18 protein-coding genes are annotated in these 16,920 nt (G+C 61.1%); 7 read left to right on the forward strand and 11 right to left on the reverse strand.

Annotation, left to right across the window (positions count from 1 at the left end; genetic code table 11):
- Positions 1-74 precede the first annotated feature (74 nt).
- The 5 genes from F7R06_RS27235 to F7R06_RS27255 all read left to right on the forward strand — a co-directional run bounded on the left by F7R06_RS27235 (position 75) and on the right by F7R06_RS27255 (position 4,533).
- A complete protein-coding gene (locus F7R06_RS27235) occupies positions 75-377 on the forward strand; it encodes a MazG-like family protein (protein WP_007951009.1) in 303 nt (100 codons plus the stop codon).
- Complete coding sequence (locus tag F7R06_RS27240) at positions 377-1,126, forward strand: methyltransferase (protein WP_090328723.1); 750 nt, start codon at positions 377-379, stop codon at positions 1,124-1,126. Before F7R06_RS27235 ends, F7R06_RS27240 begins: the two co-directional genes overlap by 1 nt.
- Before the next feature lie 12 nt (positions 1,127-1,138).
- Positions 1,139-1,756 carry a DUF4136 domain-containing protein gene (locus tag F7R06_RS27245; RefSeq protein ID WP_090328724.1) on the forward strand — a complete coding sequence of 206 codons (618 nt, stop codon included), beginning with the start codon at positions 1,139-1,141 and terminating at the stop codon, positions 1,754-1,756.
- 54 nt (positions 1,757-1,810) lie between these two features.
- Positions 1,811-2,368, forward strand: a complete 558-nt coding sequence (locus F7R06_RS27250) for a DUF4136 domain-containing protein (RefSeq protein ID WP_090328726.1) — start codon at positions 1,811-1,813, stop codon at positions 2,366-2,368.
- Between the two features lie 194 nt (positions 2,369-2,562).
- Positions 2,563-4,533 carry a pilus assembly protein TadG-related protein gene (locus F7R06_RS27255; RefSeq protein ID WP_090328728.1) on the forward strand — a complete coding sequence of 657 codons (1,971 nt, stop codon included), beginning with the start codon at positions 2,563-2,565 and terminating at the stop codon, positions 4,531-4,533.
- Here the strand turns inward: F7R06_RS27255 and F7R06_RS27260 are convergent.
- Both F7R06_RS27260 and F7R06_RS27265 read right to left on the reverse strand, forming a co-directional pair.
- Positions 4,530-7,271 (reverse strand): ATP-binding protein, encoded by a 2,742-nt coding sequence (locus tag F7R06_RS27260; protein WP_090328730.1) that lies wholly within the window; start codon positions 7,269-7,271, stop codon positions 4,530-4,532. The two genes, F7R06_RS27255 and F7R06_RS27260, sit on opposite strands and share 4 nt — an antisense overlap.
- Entirely contained in the window at positions 7,268-7,708 is a 441-nt protein-coding gene (locus F7R06_RS27265; protein WP_090328733.1) for a TadE/TadG family type IV pilus assembly protein, read from the reverse strand. Before F7R06_RS27265 ends, F7R06_RS27260 begins: the two co-directional genes overlap by 4 nt.
- Positions 7,709-7,783: 75 nt before the next feature.
- Here F7R06_RS27265 and F7R06_RS27270 point away from each other — a divergent pair, with 75 nt between their 5' ends.
- Together F7R06_RS27270 and F7R06_RS27275 are read left to right on the forward strand one after the other, a co-directional pair.
- Positions 7,784-8,293 carry a prepilin peptidase gene (locus tag F7R06_RS27270; protein ID WP_090328735.1) on the forward strand — a complete coding sequence of 170 codons (510 nt, stop codon included), beginning with the start codon at positions 7,784-7,786 and terminating at the stop codon, positions 8,291-8,293.
- 62 nt (positions 8,294-8,355) lie between these two features.
- Positions 8,356-9,147, forward strand: a complete 792-nt coding sequence (locus F7R06_RS27275) for a response regulator transcription factor (RefSeq protein ID WP_090328736.1) — start codon at positions 8,356-8,358, stop codon at positions 9,145-9,147.
- Between the two features lie 183 nt (positions 9,148-9,330).
- Here F7R06_RS27275 and F7R06_RS27280 read toward each other — a convergent pair whose 3' ends face one another.
- The 9 genes from F7R06_RS27280 to F7R06_RS27320 form a co-directional block, all read right to left on the reverse strand.
- Positions 9,331-9,789, reverse strand: coding sequence for a hypothetical protein (locus F7R06_RS27280; RefSeq protein ID WP_139204850.1), 459 nt, complete (start codon positions 9,787-9,789; stop codon positions 9,331-9,333).
- Positions 9,790-10,002: 213 nt separating this feature from the next.
- Positions 10,003-10,200: a hypothetical protein gene (locus F7R06_RS27285; protein ID WP_139204851.1), complete on the reverse strand. Its 198-nt coding sequence runs from the start codon at positions 10,198-10,200 to the stop codon at positions 10,003-10,005.
- A gap of 193 nt (positions 10,201-10,393) precedes the next feature.
- The gene (locus F7R06_RS27290; RefSeq protein WP_090328739.1) at positions 10,394-10,669 is read right to left on the reverse strand and encodes a DUF3613 domain-containing protein; all 276 of its coding nucleotides are present in this window, start codon (positions 10,667-10,669) and stop codon (positions 10,394-10,396) included.
- Between the two features lie 12 nt (positions 10,670-10,681).
- A complete protein-coding gene (locus F7R06_RS27295; protein ID WP_090328741.1) occupies positions 10,682-11,395 on the reverse strand; it encodes a tetratricopeptide repeat protein in 714 nt (237 codons plus the stop codon).
- A gap of 10 nt (positions 11,396-11,405) precedes the next feature.
- Positions 11,406-12,296 (reverse strand): type II secretion system F family protein, encoded by an 891-nt coding sequence (locus F7R06_RS27300; protein ID WP_090328743.1) that lies wholly within the window; start codon positions 12,294-12,296, stop codon positions 11,406-11,408.
- A complete protein-coding gene (locus F7R06_RS27305; protein ID WP_090328745.1) occupies positions 12,293-13,177 on the reverse strand; it encodes a type II secretion system F family protein in 885 nt (294 codons plus the stop codon). The genes F7R06_RS27300 and F7R06_RS27305 overlap by 4 nt, the downstream gene beginning before the upstream one ends.
- A 10-nt stretch (positions 13,178-13,187) precedes the next feature.
- Entirely contained in the window at positions 13,188-14,468 is a 1,281-nt protein-coding gene (locus F7R06_RS27310) for a TadA family conjugal transfer-associated ATPase (protein WP_090328747.1), read from the reverse strand.
- Positions 14,465-15,652, reverse strand: a complete 1,188-nt coding sequence (locus F7R06_RS27315; RefSeq protein ID WP_090328749.1) for a CpaE/TadZ family protein — start codon at positions 15,650-15,652, stop codon at positions 14,465-14,467. Before F7R06_RS27315 ends, F7R06_RS27310 begins: the two co-directional genes overlap by 4 nt.
- A complete protein-coding gene (locus F7R06_RS27320) occupies positions 15,649-16,911 on the reverse strand; it encodes a type II and III secretion system protein family protein (RefSeq protein ID WP_090328752.1) in 1,263 nt (420 codons plus the stop codon). Before F7R06_RS27320 ends, F7R06_RS27315 begins: the two co-directional genes overlap by 4 nt.
- Between the last annotated feature and the right edge of the window lie 9 nt (positions 16,912-16,920).

A 16,920-nucleotide genomic window follows, 5' to 3' on the forward strand; every position in this document is an offset into this window, starting at 1 on the left:
TCACCATGACTCAAACTCTGCCGCTTGCCTTCATCCGTCATCCCCCCGAAGCTATACGCCTTCAGGAGAACCCGATGAACCTTGTTGAACTGACCGAACGCCTGCACGCCATCCGTGACCGCAATGACTGGCGGCAATTTCACAGCCCGAAAAACCTGGCCATGGCCGCGAGCGTCGAAATGTCCGAGCTGGTGGAAATTTTCCAGTGGCTGACCGAAGACCAGTCGCGCCAGTTGCCGGCGGACAAACTGGCCCACGCCGGACAGGAAGTCGGCGATATCGTCCTCTATCTATTGCTGTTGTGCAGCGAGTTGGGTCTGGACATGAATGAAGTGGTGCGCAGCAAACTGGCGGACAGCGAACGGAGGTTCAGCTGATGAGCGACCGTCACTTCGATCAGTTGGCCACCCGCTTCGCCGAAAAAATCTACGGCGGCGCCAAAGGTGCGATCCGGCTTGCGGTGCTGCAGGCGGATCTGGCCGAAACCTTGCCGGATCGCCCGCTACGGGTGCTGGACATCGGCGCTGGCCTTGGCCACATGTCGCTGTGGCTGGCGCAACGCGGCCATGAGGTGACGTTGGCCGAGCCCGCCGAGCCCATGCTCGAAGGCGCCCGCCAGCGTTTCGCCGACGCCGGGCAAACCGCAACGTTTATCCAGGCGCCCTGGCAGGATCTGCTTGGCCAACTCACCGAACCTTACGATCTGGTGCTCTGCCATGCGGTGCTGGAGTGGCTGGCCGAACCCCACGCGATCCTGCCGGTGTTGCATCAGCTGACCAAGGCCGATGGCTGGCTGTCGCTGGCCTTCTATAACCGCGATGCACTGATCTACCGCAATTTGCTCAAGGGCCATTTCCGCAAGATGCGCAAGAACGATATGGCCGGCGAGAAGCAAAGCCTTACCCCGCAACAACCCCTTGATCCACGGGAGTTGGCGGCGCAACTTGATGGTTTGTGGCGGGTCGAAACCCAGAGTGGCGTGCGGGTTTTTCACGATTACATGCCGGTGGAATTCCAGGCCCGCGCCGAGCTGGTGGACTTGCTGGAAATGGAACTGGCCCACCGTCGCCATCCAGGCTTTGCCGGGCTTGGGCGTTATTTGCACTGGATTTGTCGGCCGGTCTGAGCGGAGTAAAAAATGAACAGTCGTTCCGGGTTGTTAGTTCTGTGTCTGGGGTTGGCGGCTTGTCAGAGCAGCAACCCGTATGTGGCAACCTCCAACCCTTTGCCACCGGCGCCGCCTCAGGCAGCCCACACCTTCGACCGCAGCGCCTACCCTGCTGCTCCACGTGATTACGGTCGCTACCGCAGTTGGGCCTGGCTCAACGGGCAACTGCCGCCGGGCAGTGTCTGGGCCGACTCGGCGCAGGTCGCCGAAGCGGTGAGCAATGCCCTCGATCAACGCGGCTTGCGCCCTCTGCATGACAATCGTCCGGCGGATCTGTTTGTCAGCGCCAACCTGCGCCTGGAAACCCGCCTGCGCCAGGTCCAGGATGACTACGGCTATTACGGCGGTGGCTACTACGGCGGTCACCACGGTTATGGTAACGGCGTTGGCATGTACAACACGGTACCGATCATCCGCACTTATCAGGAGCAAGTCGTGGTGGTGCAGGTGGATTTGTTCGACGGGCAAAGCGGTCAACCGGTCTGGAGTGCCAGCGCAGAAACCCGGAGCCAGGGCACGCTGACCGAACAGGCTGACGCCATACGGGAGGCTGTAGAAAAGGCAATGTCGGCGTATCCTCCCAGTTAGCTTCTGTGGTTGAGGAGCACTCCGCAGGTTCATGTCTTCTACCGGAGAATCATCATGTTCCGCCGTTTCGTTTTACTGGCAGCGGCCGTACTGCTCAGTGCCTGCGCCGCCAACCAGGTCAATCATGACTACGACGCCAGCCGCGACTTCTCGGCCTATCGCAGCTGGAGCTGGAAAGAACCTGCCCTGCAATATCGCCCCGATGACCCGCGGATCAAGAGTGATTTGACCGAACAGCGCGTGCGCCAGTCGGTGGCCGATCAACTGGATCAGCGCGGCCTGCGCCCCGCCGCCGCGGGTACCAAGGGCGATTTGAACGTGCAGACCTACCTGATAGTCGAGGAACGTCAGCAGCAGGTCACCACCAACTATGGCGGCGGTTGGGGCAACCCGTGGAACGGCTATTGGGGCGCGCCGATGTACAACGAAACCCGCGTGGTTCCTTACAAGGTCGCCACCCTCCAGATCGATCTGCTCGATGGCAAGGACGGTAAACTGGTGTGGCGCGGCAGTGACGAGCAGATACTCAGCCGCACACCGAACCCCTCGGACCGTAGCGATGCGATACGCGAAACGGTCACCCGGATACTGTCCAACTATCCGCCAAGATAAATACAACACCCACCTGTTGGAGCCGGCCTTGAGTCGTGCACAGCGCTTGAGGGCCTCTTCGCTGGCAAGCCAGCTCCCACAGGAATTTTTGTCGTCTGCACTGGCGAGTTGCCAGCAGTCTTGATGTCCCTTGTCTACACTGCTTCACACCAACGGAGGTAGCGCTCGGCAGTGCGCCGGCAAAGGAGTGCTCGATGTCTCCCTGCTTGCAGTTTCGCGGCCCGGCCCGGCAACGGGGGGCGATTGGGTTGATGGCTGCCGGGACGTTGGCGCTGGCGCTGTGTTTCAGTTTGCTGGTGGTCGACAGCGGCAGGCTTTACCTGGAACAGCGCAAGCTGCAACGGATGGCTGATGTTGCCGCGTTGGAGGCGGTCAGCCGCAATGGTGACTGCCTGACCCCGACGCTCAGCGCTGCGGGTTTCGCTCTCGAAAGTGCTACCCGCAACGGCTACAACGCCACCGATGGCATGACCCTGAACACCACTTGCGGCTCGTTGCAGGCCGGGGCCAACAACCTGCGGGCCTTTAGCGTCGATGCCAGCAAAAAGGAGGCCGTTCGCGTCGTGGTCACCCACACCGTGCCGACCAGTATTGCGGCGGGCATCTACGCGCTGTTCAGCCAAGGCCCGCTCAATCTGACGACCCAGCTCACCGCGACAGCGGTCAGCGCCCCGGCGCCCCTGCCGCCCCTGGCGATGTTGACCATCGGCAGTACGGCACTGGTGGTCGACTCCAGCAAATCGACGGCCTTGAACCTGTTGCTGGGGCAGATGCTCGGCAGCACTCTGAATTTGAGCGTCGCGAGCTGGCAAGGCCTGGTCGATAACCAAATCAATCTATTGGGTTACCTGAATCAGTTGGCCCTCGATGTGAACGTCAGCACCGGGAACTACACCCAGTTACTGAGCATGAACATCGCCCTGACTCAACTGCTGGACTCCGCGATCACGGTACTCCAGGCCGGTGGCCCGACCGCCAGTGTCGCGGTCAATGGCTTGATCGGAGTCAAGGCGGCGGCTGGCAATACGTCGATTGTTCTGGGGCAACTGCTGCAATTGCAGACGGGCGCGGCCTCTTCCGCACTCGATACCAATTTGCAGGTCTTTCAACTGATCGAGGCGTTTGTGCAACTGGCCAACAGCCGGAATGCCGCCATCGCCAGTATCCCGCTGAACATCCCGGGCCTGGCCAATGGCGTGGTCAAGGTCAAGGTCATCGAGCCCCCACAGTTATCGGCCATCGGCAACCCGGCGCTGGTCAATGGCCAGCTCAATGATCCCAACCGGATCTATGTGCGCACCGCCCAGGTGCGCACGGTGTTGTCGCTGAATTTGCCGGTACTGTCCGGTGTCACAGGCCTTGTCAGCGCGCTCGCCAGCAACACCCTGCTCAATGGGTTGACGGATACGCTGGACAATCTGCTGCACCTGAACCTGGCCGGTACGCTAGGCTCGCTGCTTTGCACGCTGACGGGAACCTGTGACAAAACCGACCTGAAGATCCTCCCGACGCCGACCATCGATATCGTCCTGGAGGTGGCTGCGGCCGATAGCCACGTCACCGGTTACAGCTGCGCCAGTGATGCGACCAAAACCCTCACCACCCAGACCAACACGTCACTGGTGAAGCTCAAGGTTGGCCAGATCGACACCGCCAATGCTCTTTCCTCGTCGGCTGATGTCGTCGTGCAGCCCCTGGCGCTGATCGATATCGGCAAGATCAGTTGCGTATTCTGGATTTGCAATCCTGCCACGCGCGTGCCGTTTTATGGCGGCGGCCTGGGGGTGAAAATCGATACCTCGGTCGCCAGCACCCAGAGCACGCATGTTTACAACCAGCCGCCCGAGATCAAGCAGCCGCCGCTGTTCTACAGCCTGGGTACGCAGGGCATCGTCAGCAGTCTGAAATCGACCTTGGGCGGGGTGCAGGTGCTGGCTTATAAACCGACCGGTTCGAGCCTGTTGGGCGATTTGCTGGTAGTGGCGGCTGGCACTCTTGATGGCGTCCAGAGCACCCTGGGCGTCGTGTTGCAGAGCCTGCTCAGTCCCCTGGTCGATCCCATTCTCGATGGGCTGCTGGCCTATCTCGGGATCACGCTGAACAAGGTCGATGTGGGCGCCAACCTCAGTTGCAAACCGCCAGGAAGGCCTTCCCTGGCGATTTAGTCCACCTGCACAACCGGCAACTCGATACAGAACCGCGCACCCTCGGTCGAGTTGCGCACGCTCAGTTTGCCACCCATGTTTTCGACGATGCCGTAGCTCACCGATAACCCGAGACCGGTGCCGACGCCTACCGGCTTGGTGGTGAAGAACGGCTCGAAAATCCGCTCCAGCAGACGTGGGTCGATGCCGCCGCCGTTGTCCTCGACCCACAGTCGTACCCATTGCTGGTCCCGTTCGGCGTACACCGCGATCCACGGTTTGAATTCGGGATTGGTTTCGCGCTTGCTCAGCAATGCATCCCGCGCGTTGACCATCAGGTTGATCAATACTTGTTCAAGCTGATCGACGTAACCGCGTACCTGCACTTCGAACCCGGTTTCGCTGATGCGCAGATCGACGCCTTTGCCACGCATGCCTTCGGCCAGCAACGACAGCGTGCCTTCGATGGCCTGGGCTGGATTGAACGGTTGTTGCTCGATCTCCGAGCGGCGGCCGAACACTCGCATGTGATCGACCACCCGCGCGGCACGCTGGACCTGCGCATCGATGCGATTGAGTTTGTCGGTCAGGTAATCGACCTGCACGTCACCGTTGCCCAGGCGCTTGAGCACATTGATGATCGCCATGCGCATCACGTTCAGTGGCTGGTTGATTTCGTGGGCCAGGCCGGTGGCCATTTCGCCGAGGGTGGCCATTTTCGCGCTTTGGGTCAGTTGCTGCTGGGAGCGCCGGACTTCGGTGTTGTCGCGGCCCACGGCCTGAATCTCCAGCAACTGGCCATGCTCGTCGAACACCCCGCGATCCGACCAGACCCACCAGGCATGCTCCCGTCCCGGCAACTGCAAATTGATTTCTGCGGTGCTGACCGGAAACTCCGGGCTGAGACGGGCAAGGCGCTGGATGAATGACTCGCGCTGTTGCGCCGACATCCAGTTACCCAGGTTCAGCCCCGGCAGTTGCTCGGGTGTGCACTCCAGATACGCCGCCAACGGTCGATTGCCGAAGCTCAAGGACAGGTCGGGACGATAGCGGCAGATCATCGCCGGGGAGTCTTCCACCAATATCCGATAGCGCTCTTCGCTTTGCTTGACCTGTTCGGCCGCCAGGGTCGCTTCGGTGACATCCAGCCACAGGCCCACGGCCTCCACCGGCAGACCCAGGTCATCGCGCAGCAGCTTGGCCTCATCGAGCAACCAGTGATAATCGCCGCGGCTGTCACGCAGTCGATAGCGGGCGCTTACCGAGCCTTCGCGTAGCAGTTGCCGGGTACGCTCGAAATAGCGATCACGGTCTTCGGGGTGCACCCGTTCAACCAGCGCAGTCGTGGCGCAATCGTCGAGCGTCCAGCCGAGCAACGGCAGCAGGCTGTCGCTGAAGAAGGTCGGTTGCAGCGCGCCTTCCACATAGCGCTGCACGTAAATCACCGCAGGTGAACTGGCGATCAGATTGTCCAGGCGCGCGTGTGCGGCGGCAGCGTGTTGCTCCTGGTTTTTGATGTCGCTGATGTCGAGCATGAAACCCACCAGGCGCCGATGCCGGCCGACACCCAAGGCCTGGCCTTGCAGGCGATACCAGCTCGGCGGCAGCGCGGCGTCGGGGCGATACGAACGCACGCACAGCAGTAACGGCGTGCCTTCATCCAGCAGGTCTTGCAAGCGACTGCGCAGCTCTTCGCGGTCGGCGGGATGCACTTGATCAAGCCAGTCGTTCAGCGCTAAACGCTCGCTGGCCAGGTTCAGGGCGCTGGCCAGCGAGGGTGCCAGTTGCACTTCGGCCCTGTCGCTGAACATTTCCCACCAGCCGGTGCCCAGCAACGCCTGCAGCGATTCCAGGCGCTCCATTTGCAGGTGGTGCCGGTGCTCGCGCGAGCGTTCCAACAAGGGACCGGCGAGCGCGGCGGCGAACTGCAGCCAATCGCGCTCGCTGACATCGGGCGCCCGTTGCTGCGCCGGATAGCAACCGCACAGCAACCAGGCCGCCACGCCTTGCGCATCGTGATAAGGCACGACGAAGCCCTCGGCATTGCCAAAGATGCCTTGCAGGCGAGGGTGCTCAAGGGGATTCAAATGCTGCGGGGCGGAGCCGTTCAGGCTGTCGAGACCGGTCCCCAGCCGCTGTCCGGTTTGCCACAGTTGCGGGGCATCGAAGCCTGAAAAGTGTTGGTGAATCTGCCACCCCTGTTCTTGCTCGTCGAGCAATGCCAGGGCGATGCAGGGGATGTGAAAACGCTGGGCGAGGCATTGCAACTGCTCGGTGAGCATTTCAGGCAAGCGGGTCAGGCTGCACAGGCGTAACTGCTCGCCGATCTGCAGCGCGAGCAACTGGCATTGTTCGCGCACCTGCGATTGCCGGCGCTCGAGTAGCAGATCGCCGATGTCCAGCAGTTGCAGCAGCCAGGCTTCGGCCAACGGCTGGACCCAGCCACGCAGGTGCAGGGTTTGACCACTGAGGGTGTAAAAGTCCAGGTCCAGGGCCTGGCCCTGCCAGTCAGAGGGGGTGCCTTCGACGACGAGGCTGCAGTGCGGCAGCAAAAAGTCGAGCAGGTGCGGCGCCCGGGCACCGGGTACCTGCTGGGCCAAGACATGGCGCAGCGGCCCGGTCAGGTGCAACACACGACCGTCGGCGTCCAGATGCATCTGCAAGCCGACACCGGGCATGCTCGGAGCCTGCAAGGTCTCCAGGGGCGGTGGTGGATGGCGATTGAGCAGGCGCCCGAACAGTTTGTCCCCGGCACTCAAAATTGCAGGCTCGCACTGGCGGTGAGTGTCGCCGGCAAATTCGGTACCTGCCCGATGCCCGGCAGGTTCAGGAACGGGATGACGGCATTCAATTTATTGGTCGGGTAGTTGATGGTCACCTTCAGTACGCCGCCGGTGTAAGTGGCCGCTGCATCGGTGGCGACATTGAAATTCAGCCCGGCGGGAATCCACGCCAGCTGCCGGGTCAACTCTTGCGTCGCGACGCTGATCAGCGCGGCGCTGTACCCGGGGGTGTTCGGATCCAGTGCCACGCTGCGGCGCACGGCTTCCGCAGTCGACTGGTTGAAGGATTGCATCAGCAATAGCGGCAGGCTGTAGGTGACGATTGCGTAAAACACCGCGAAAAAAATGACGAATACCAAGGCAAATTCAATCGCGGCGGCGCCTTTTTGTTTGCGAGGGAGGCTGGATTTCATGAGTGCGTCTACCCTGACATCACATTAGTAATGTCAGCATAGAATCATTCAGCCAAAACGGACGTTTTTTACCGGATGCAGAGCCTTGTCCTACTGATCTGGCTGTCGCTATGCGCAGCGCAGGATGCCCGTGAGCGGCACATCGCTAACGTCCTGACCCTCGGCGCCGGGGCATTGGCCCTGGCCTGGATGCTCTGGAGCGGAACCACCTGGCTGGGCGCAGCGGCAGAGCAGGGTGGCTGGGCTGCGCTGTTGGCCCTGGCGTTCACCTTGCCCGGTTTTGCGATGCGACGCCTGGGCGCCGGTGACGTGAAACTCATGACCGCACTGGGGCTCGCGACCGATGGTCGGCATGTGCTGGGCGTCTTCATCGGTGCCGGATTGGCCAGTGTGTGTTGGCTGCTGTTGGCGCCAAGCGTCTGGCTCCATATCGGTCAGGGCCTTAGGGGACATCTGCGTTATCTGGAGCCGGGAGTGTCAAGGAAACAACCCTTCGCACCTTTCTTGCTGGTGGGGTTGTTGCTGACGTTGGCCGTCTTCGGTTTTTTTACAGAGTCAGAAAGTGCGACTACTTTCATTCAGTAGTTGTACAGCCTTGAGCTATGAGTCGAGGAACGGTCAGCCTTTGACCTGGCAGGGAGTTGCACGTGAGCAAGCTTACTTCGGCAGTAAAAGTCCTTGTGGTCGACGATCAACCATCCATTGTTGAAGAACTCTGCGAATTTCTCGAGAGCCGCGGCTACCGTTGCGATGCCTGCGTGTCCAGTCATCAAGCCATTGAACGGTTCAACGAAGACCCTGAAATCGGTTTGGTGCTCTGTGATTTGCACATGCCGGGCCTGGACGGGATTCAACTGGTTCTGGAACTGCAACGGCTGTCCGGCAAACACCGCGCGTTCGAGGCGATCATGCTGACCGGGTATGCGGACAAACAGGATGTGATCAAGGCGTTGCGTGCCGGTTTTGCCGACTACTACCAGAAGCCGATTGATCTGAGGGAGCTGCTCGAAGGCCTGCAACGTCAGGAGATCGTCTTGCAGGAACGGAACAAGGCGCTGCAACTGGGGCATCTGGATCAGAAGCTGCAATACCTGTCCGAGTCGATCGAGGACCTGTATCAGGACCTGGACAAGGTTCGCCGGGCTCCGCTTTCCTCGGGGGCGGCGGATTCGGCTGACGAGGCTGTCGGCGACACGGATCGGGTGGAAATTCCGTCGATTTTCAATCAACTGTCACCCAGGCAGCTGGAGGTAGCGCGGCTGGTGGGCAAGGGGCAGACCAATTATCAGATTGCCTGTGAGCTGGGGATCACCGAGAACACGGTGAAGTTGTATGTGTCGCAGGTGCTGCGGTTGACCCATATGCGTAATCGGACGCAGTTGGCGTTGGCGCTTTCGCCGAATGGTTCCGGGTTGCGGCAGCGGGTTACGGCGCAGTGAATGCCCGGTATGCAGCTTTCCTGTGGGAGCTGGCTTGCCCGCGAGGGCTTCCTGCAAACCACCACCTAATCCAGAATCCTTCGCCAGCAAACCAGCTGCTACAGCATGACGCTCACCCCAAGTACCGCGGCACCTGAGCTGGCTTGCACTGGCGAAGGGGGCCTGCAAAATACACAAGGCCTATCAGCTCACCGTGAAGCGAACCTTTCTGCTTGGCGTTGAAGTCATTCCCCTGTTGGTCTGGAACGCTTCAATCTCATAAATGCCCTGGTCGAGAACAACAGGCAAAAGCCATGTCTTGTCATCGCCGACTTTTACCGTGCCAAGACTGATCGCAGGGGTATCGGCCGTCTTGACTTCCACGAGGGCGCCCGGAAATCCTCGACCTGAGATCTCCGTACGGCTGGGAACTACGGCGTTAGAAGCAGGAACCAGAATTTGCGGTGGATAAATCGTGACGATGAAACTACGGGGTTCACTCCATGGAGATAAGCCGTCGTTATAGACCAACCTCGCTTTGACACTCACGTTACCTGGTGGAAGTAAGTAGTCATTCTGTCCACTGACTCTCCAGTCCCCTCCCGAATAAACATCCCCGGTCGCTACCACTTCACTTTCATTTTCCGCCATGACGACTTTCACCGTGGCACCAGGTACCCCTCTCCCTGTAAATGCGGTAGCGGGGGGAACTTCACTTCCCTCTGTGGGAGCTTCGATAAAAATAGCGGGCATTTCTATGTTGAATGTCACTGGCGCGCTGTCATTGGAGTATTCAGCACCGCGTTCATGCCTGGCTACGATTTTGTTAGTACCTGGCTCAAGTGCGTATCCCCAGTCCAGCGTTCCTCCCCAGCGTCAATTTTCGTCAACCTCAAAAACCGTATTCGGTTCCCAATGACCTTTATCAAAAAGTACCCAAACCTTGGTTGGCGGGCGCAGGTAACTGGTGCCTGAAACGGGAATTTTGTTTGTTGGAAAGCTGTCTCCATTACGAGGTGTGTTGAAGGCCGGTGGTTCTAATGTGGGTGCTTTGTCGTCAGTTCGATTGCGCATTTTTCTGCCCTTCCAGGGTCAATGAGTGGGAGACCAATGCTCCGCCCAAGTGAAAAGAGGCGTCTACTGTCAAACTTGACAGTTCTCTTCCTGGAAGTGGTTATGAGTAGCGTGATTTTCATTGATCACAATCCTTGCGACCATGCACAGCTATGAGCGAGCGCGCGCGGCCCTACAGCCGCTATCAACCAAGCTAATTCCCCGACCCGCTACTCACCTTCCCGCCCGCATCCTGATCAAAGAACTGCGGGATCTCGTGCTGATAAGTTTTCAACCACCGCTGCATCGTCAGTTCCCGTTCGGTTGCGGTAGCGGTTTGCAGTTTTTGTGAGGCGGCGGTCTTGTTGGTTTGCAGTTGCAGCCAGCCTTCGGTTTCCTGTTGTTGTGGCGAGTTCGGGCCGGGATCGATGGCGTGGCTGGTGAGGGGCAGGGCCAGCAGGCCGAGGCAGCAGAAGGTGGTTGTTTTCATCCTGGGTTCTCCCTACTGAAGGGCGGGTGCGGTGGCGATGGCGACTTGCGCGGCGACGGTCGGGCCGGTCTTGGCTGGCGTCTTGAGTTTTTCCGCGCGGCCCTGGGCCTCGGTGACCTGGGCGGGACTCAGGCCGAGGCGGCTGACCAGTTCGGCGGCGCGGCTCCAGTCGTCCTGATAGATCAGCAAGGTCACCAGATTCAGTCCTGCCAGTGTGTTGTTTTGCTTGAGTTCGAGGGCGGTGAGGAATTCGAACCGGGCGTCTTCGACACGCAATTGATTGAGGTACACCACGCCGAGATCATTGCGGATTTTTTCGTCAGTGGGCGCCAGACGCGCCGCCCGTTGCAGGTGGGACTGAGCCTGGCCGTTGTCGCCCCGGGCGGCGGCGAGTTGACCCAGGCCATGTTCGGCCTCGGCGGCCTTGCAGCCGCCGAGCAGGCTGCGGTACAGCGGCTCGGCTTCGCTGCGGCCCAGCAGTCGATAGACCTTGGCCTTGCGCAAATGCACGTCGGCCAGGTTGTCCGGCAGGTTCTGCAGGTTGGCCAGGCTGGCGTGCAGCTTGCCGTCATTGGCCATTTCGTCGGCAAGGTTCAGTGACAGCTGTTCTTCAGAGTTCAATTTGCCGCAGCTGGCGGAGTCGGTCAGGGCGCTCCAGGGTGTCTGGCCGTTGCTCGCGCAACCGCCCAGTAACAGCAGACTCAGACCGGCAATCATTGCTTTCATCACAAACCCCCTAGGAAGCAAAGGCCCGGGCGAGGGCGGTGAAGCCCGGGCCGGCCAGTACGATCAATAACGCCGGGAAGAGGAACAACATCATCACGACGGACATTTTGGCGGACATCTTGGAGACGTGCTCCTGCAGGCGAGTCAGGCGCCGGTCATCGAGCAACAGCTTGAGCGCCAGCAAGGACTTCATCGCACCGCCGCCCTGGTGGATCAGCTGTTGCAGAATCACGCAGGTGTCGGTGAACTCGTCCACCGCCAGCAAGCGGCTCGCCTTGTTCAGCTCGTCGCCCAGCTCCAGGCCGGAATCGACCCGGGCCAACACCAGGCGCAGCTCATGGGTGAGCGTCGGCAACAGCTGTTTGCCGTCACCGCTCAACACGCGTAGCGATTGCTCCACGGCCATGCCCGATTCGAACAGGATGCGCAGCAGCGGAATGAAGGTCGAAATCTCGATCGCCAGTTTCTTTTGCCGACGTTGCGCAGCCGCCGCCAGCAGACGTTTGGGCAGCAGATAACCAATGCAGAGGGCAAACGTCGGCGCGATCCAGCGATTGACGACTTGCGCAAAGAACAGCTCTTGAATCAGCACACTCAAGGCCAGTGCCAGCAGCGGCACGCCCACTTGGAATGCCGCATACAAGGCGCGTTTGCGCGCGGTGCGCCAGCCAAGGCGGTTGAGCAGTGTCTGGGTTTCGTTGTCGAGTTTGACCGACTGTTGCCCCAGCCGGCTGGTGCCCAAGGCCAGCAACCATTGGCTGAAGCGAGGTTCGCTCGGCGCTTTGCCGTCCAGTCGTTGCACCACTTGCCGTGCGCGCCGACGCAGTTCCAGCACGACGCTCAACAGCAGCAGCGATGCCAACAGAAACAGCAGTGAGCTCAGCAGCATCGACAGGTTCATAAGTGTTTCAACATCCGCCACAGCGCCAGACAGCCGAACACCTGCAAAGCGAACGCGCTCACCAGCATCAATTGCCCGGAGCCGTCGTTCCACATGCTGAGCAGGTACTTCGGGTTAGAAACCAAGAAGTAGCCGGCGACGGCGACCGGCAACAGCGCCAGGACCACCGCCGTGACGCGGGTTTCACCCGTCATGGCGCTCAATTGACGAGCCGCTTGCTCGCGTTCGCGGATCAGCTTGATCAGGTTTTCCAGCAGCTCGCTGGCGTTGCCGCCATAGCGGTGGTTGACCTTCAGGCCGAGGGCGAACAGGCGCAGTTCGTCTTTGTCGTACAGCTCGGCGAAATCCGTGGCGGCGTCCGGCAGGCTGACGCCCAGTTGCACGCTGCGCTGTATCCGGCCCATGGCGTTTTTCAGCGGGTCTTCCGCCACGTTCACGGCGCCCAGCACCGCATCGGCCAGGGTGCGTCCGGACTTCAGGCTGCGCACCGCATGGTCAAGCAGTGTCGGCAACTGTTCGATCATGCGCTTGAGCCGGCGTTGATAGCGCCAATTGATGTACAGGCGCAGGAGCAGGGGAGGCATCAGTAGCAGCGCAATGAGACCGACCCAGCCGGCCGCCGCGAACCCGAGCAAAACAGCTATGGCCCAAAGTGCCAGCCAAAGCTTCAGTCGCTCTGTCGGCCGCGCGAGGCCTGCACGCAAAAAGGCGCGATCCAGTGCCACCCAGGACGATTTCTGCGTCACCCGCTCCGGTTGTCCCTGGGTCAGGCGCTCCAGTGCGCGCTGGGTGCCGGGCTGGCGCAACCCGCGGTAAAGCAGGCGAGCCGACAGACCAAGCAAGGCCAGGCTAACGAGGATGAGCAGCAGCGGTTTGAGCATGCCGTAACCTTCAGTACGCCAAGGGAGAGAGTGTCGACTCGCGACGCAGTTTGTCACCGGCAGGGTGGGTGGCCTCACGCATGAAACCGAAGCCGCTCCGGCGGTCGAGGCGGAACAGCGTATTGGTCACATACACGTCTTCACGAATGCCGATCACCTCCACCACTTCGCTGACGCAACGGCGGCCGTCGGGCAGGCGCGTCAACTGGATCACCACGTCCAGCGCCGCGCAGATCATTTGGCGCAAGGTCCGTTCGGCGATGCTGCGGCCCGTCAGGCCGACCAGGGTTTCCAGGCGCAACAGCGCATCCTGGGCATTGTTGGCGTGCACGGTACTCATGGAACCGTCGTGGCCGGTGTTCATCGCGGTGAGCACGTCGACCACTTCGACGCCGCGGATCTCGCCGAGGATGATCCGGTCCGGGCGCATCCGCAGGGCGTTGCGGATCAGGTCGCTGGACTTCACTTCGCCGTGGCCCTCGGCATTCGGCGGCCGGGTTTCCAGGCGCACCACGTGGGGGTGGCCCAATTGCAGTTCGGCGATGTCTTCGATGGTCACCAGCCGTTCGTGGGGATTGATCAACTGGCTGAGAATATTCAACAGCGTGGTCTTGCCTGTGCCGGTGCCGCCACTGATCAGGATGTTGCAGCGCTTGCCCACGGCCTCCTTGAGGAAGTCGAAGATGGCCTGATCGATGGTTTGCATGGTCATCAGGTCGGTGCTGTTGAGCATGTCCTGGCGGAACTTGCGGATCGACAGGCACGGGCCGTCGAGGGCAATCGGTGAAATGATCGCGTTGACCCGGCTGCCATCGGGCAGACGCGCATCGACCATCGGCGACGACTCGTCGAGACGCCGCCCGAGGGGCGCGAGAATACGCTGGATGACGCGCTCGACGTGGTGCGCATCGATGAAGCGCAAATCACTCTGGTGCAGCAAACCGTCGCGCTCGATGAACACCCGGTGCGGGCCGTTGACCAGAATTTCGGTCACCGCCGAATCTCGCAACAACACTTCCAGCGGGCCGAAACCGGTGAGCTCGTCGACGATCTCCTCGGCCAGGCGCTCCATCTCATAACGGGAAATCGCCAAATGCAGGCGCGCGATGTATTCAGCCACTTTGTCGACGACGAACTGCGACAGCGTTTGGCGTGACCCTTCCAGCAGGTTTTGACCGGACTCTTCGATGGCATCGATGATGTAGCGGTGCAGCACCAGTTTCAGACCTTCGTGGTCGGTGTTGCCGGCCACGCTGCGCTGGGTCGCGCCGAACAGTTTTTCGCCGCTCATTGCGCACCTCTCAAACGGCTGAACCAGGATTTGGGTTTGGCCAGGGTTTCAGAACGCTTGGCCAGGCATTCACCGAGGGTCCGCAGGCTTTGCGTGAGGACTTCCCGTGGTGCCAGTTCGAACAGGGTCACCCCCTGATTCTTGGCATTCAGGCGCACTTCCGGGCTGTAGGCGAGGGTGGCGATGATTTCCATGCCGAAGCTTTTGCCCAGAGCCTCGGAGTCCGGTGCGACGCTGCGCAGGTACCGATCCACCAACAGTCTGGCGTGATCGAGCTTCATGCCTTTTTCGCGCCACAGATTGAGCACGGCGAGATTGCGGCGACAGTCGAGCACGTTCTGATCGGTGTACCACAACAGCTTGTCGCAGTGGCTGACGAAGGTGCGCAGGGCTTCGCTGTCCGGCTGCCCGGTGAGGTTCACCACGATGTGCTGAAAGTGTTGGCGCAGGGCGCTGAGCAGCATGTACAACTCGGCGGCGCTGGTGTGTTCCAGCGGTTCGTCGTTATCGGCGTAGGCAAGGATTCGCAGCCCGACTTCGCAACGGGTGAAGGCGCTGTCGATCAGGGTCGCGTCGAGTCGGCGCATATGCCGCAAGGCATCACCGAAGTGAAACGAACTCTCCAGCCCGAGCAAGGCCAGGCTGTCACCGCGCGGCAGCCCGAGGTCGAGCAACAGTGTTTGCTGCCCGCTCTTCTGCACCACTTGTGCCATGTGATTGGCCAGCAGTGCGCCGTCGGCGTTGCTCTGCACGCCATACAGCACGGTCAGGCCACCCAGTTGGGTGCTCGGCGTCACGGCCGGCAGGCGTTTGCTCAGGCGTCGCACCAGTCCCGAGACTTCGCTGGAGCGCGACCCATAAGAAACGAAATCCCGCGCCCCCGCGCGCATGGCATTGAGCACGAGCTGGTTGTCCATGCCATCGCCCAGGGCGACGATCGCCAGCATCGGCTTGGCTTCCAGGGCACCCTCGATCAACGCGCATTGGGCCACCACATGTTCGCGGTCGAGGCCGACGAACACCAGGCTGGCGCAGGTCACGTCCACCAGCGCCAGCAGCTCGTCGAGGCTGCCGGAGCCGGCGCTGACCACTTGACCCAGCGGCGCCAGGGCACCCTGCAGCCACTCCAGGTCAGTGTGGTTGCGCGTGATCGCGAGGAAGGTCTGGCTCAGGTTCTGGCTCATTGCGATAGCCCGCTGCGTTTATCGAAGTCGCCGTTTTCGAGGAAATACAGGCGATACCAGTTGGGGTCGTAGTTGCGCAGTTTTTCCCCGGGCAACGATGGCAACTGCGCGTTGGCGGCCAGCGGCTGGACCAGGTGCGGGGTGACGATCATCAGCAGTTCGCGCTCTTCACGGCTGATCGAAGAACTGCGGAAAAACGCGCCGAGAATCGGAATGTCACCCAGGCCCGGAAACTTGCTGACCTGCGAGCCGTTTTGCGTGCTGATCAAACCACTGATGACAAAGCTTTCGCCGTCGGCCAGGGAGATGCTGGTGTCCGTGCGGCGGATGGTGAACGCCGGCACCGTGGTGCCGCCGATGGTCACGGCATTGTTGTAGTCCAGTTCGCTGACCTCGGGGGCGACCTTGAGGGCGATCTGATCATTGCTGACCACCGTCGGCGTGAGCGTCAGGCGGATGCCGAACTCCTTGTATTCGATGGAGTAGCTGTTGCTGTTGGCGCTGGGGATCGGGATCGGGATTTCACCACCGGCGAGGAAGCTCGCGCTCTGCCCGCTGAGGGCTACCAGGCTCGGGCGTGCCAGGGTGTAGGCGAAGCCGCTGCTTTCCATGGCATTGATGATGGCGAGGAAGTTGCCGCCACCGGCGACGATATTGAACACATCGTTGGCCAGGGGAATGCTGGGGACGGCGATGCGCGGATCGATGTTGCGCAGCGGCAGCACGCGGGGGGTCACCGCCGTATTGGGCACCGTGCCGGGAGAGCCGAACAGGAAGTTCGAGTTTTTGCCATAGATCGAGGTGCTGGCTTCTTTGAGTTTGGTCCGGCTGACTTCGACGAAGCGGATGTCGGTCTGCACCTGGGATGGCAGCGCCGGATCGTCCGATGGCAACCGCGCGGCGCTGGTCATGGCGGCGGTGGCGCGCCCCTGGACGAACACCATGCTTTGGCGCGGAGCACTGGCGCAGGCGGTCCAGACCATCAGGCTGGTAGTGCCGGGGGCCATCCCGGTGAGCAGGAACGCCTGGTTGCCGTTGACCCGCACGTCGGCGATTTTCGGGTCGCCCACGGCCAGGCGGGTGATGGGAACGGGCGATTGCAGTTCCTGTTGCTGCCCTTCGCCGACTTCCACGGTGGCGGGTAACGGGCCCAGCGCGGCGCAGTTTCCGCCTGCCGCCATGGCTGCCGTCAACGGCAGGCTGCCCAGAAAGATGGCCCAGATCAAACCGTTGAATAACGGAATAATACGTCTGCGCATGGAAAGCCG

This window comes from Pseudomonas moorei (assembly GCF_008801475.1).
Classification (GTDB): Bacteria; Pseudomonadota; Gammaproteobacteria; order Pseudomonadales; family Pseudomonadaceae; genus Aquipseudomonas; species Aquipseudomonas moorei.

Coding starts and splice junctions, on each gene's coding strand:
- F7R06_RS27235 (WP_007951009.1), top strand. CDS start 75: ATGAACCTTGTTGAACTGACCGAACGCCTGCACGCCATCCGTGACCGC.
- F7R06_RS27240 (WP_090328723.1), top strand. CDS start 377: ATGAGCGACCGTCACTTCGATCAGTTGGCCACCCGCTTCGCCGAAAAA.
- F7R06_RS27245 (WP_090328724.1), top strand. CDS start 1,139: ATGAACAGTCGTTCCGGGTTGTTAGTTCTGTGTCTGGGGTTGGCGGCT.
- F7R06_RS27250 (WP_090328726.1), top strand. CDS start 1,811: ATGTTCCGCCGTTTCGTTTTACTGGCAGCGGCCGTACTGCTCAGTGCC.
- F7R06_RS27255 (WP_090328728.1), top strand. CDS start 2,563: ATGTCTCCCTGCTTGCAGTTTCGCGGCCCGGCCCGGCAACGGGGGGCG.
- F7R06_RS27265 (WP_090328733.1), bottom strand. CDS start 7,708: ATGAAATCCAGCCTCCCTCGCAAACAAAAAGGCGCCGCCGCGATTGAA.
- F7R06_RS27270 (WP_090328735.1), top strand. CDS start 7,784: ATGCAGAGCCTTGTCCTACTGATCTGGCTGTCGCTATGCGCAGCGCAG.
- F7R06_RS27285 (WP_139204851.1), bottom strand. CDS start 10,200: ATGCGCAATCGAACTGACGACAAAGCACCCACATTAGAACCACCGGCC.
- F7R06_RS27290 (WP_090328739.1), bottom strand. CDS start 10,669: ATGAAAACAACCACCTTCTGCTGCCTCGGCCTGCTGGCCCTGCCCCTC.
- F7R06_RS27295 (WP_090328741.1), bottom strand. CDS start 11,395: ATGAAAGCAATGATTGCCGGTCTGAGTCTGCTGTTACTGGGCGGTTGC.
- F7R06_RS27300 (WP_090328743.1), bottom strand. CDS start 12,296: ATGAACCTGTCGATGCTGCTGAGCTCACTGCTGTTTCTGTTGGCATCG.
- F7R06_RS27305 (WP_090328745.1), bottom strand. CDS start 13,177: ATGCTCAAACCGCTGCTGCTCATCCTCGTTAGCCTGGCCTTGCTTGGT.
- F7R06_RS27310 (WP_090328747.1), bottom strand. CDS start 14,468: ATGAGCGGCGAAAAACTGTTCGGCGCGACCCAGCGCAGCGTGGCCGGC.
- F7R06_RS27315 (WP_090328749.1), bottom strand. CDS start 15,652: ATGAGCCAGAACCTGAGCCAGACCTTCCTCGCGATCACGCGCAACCAC.
- F7R06_RS27320 (WP_090328752.1), bottom strand. CDS start 16,911: ATGCGCAGACGTATTATTCCGTTATTCAACGGTTTGATCTGGGCCATC.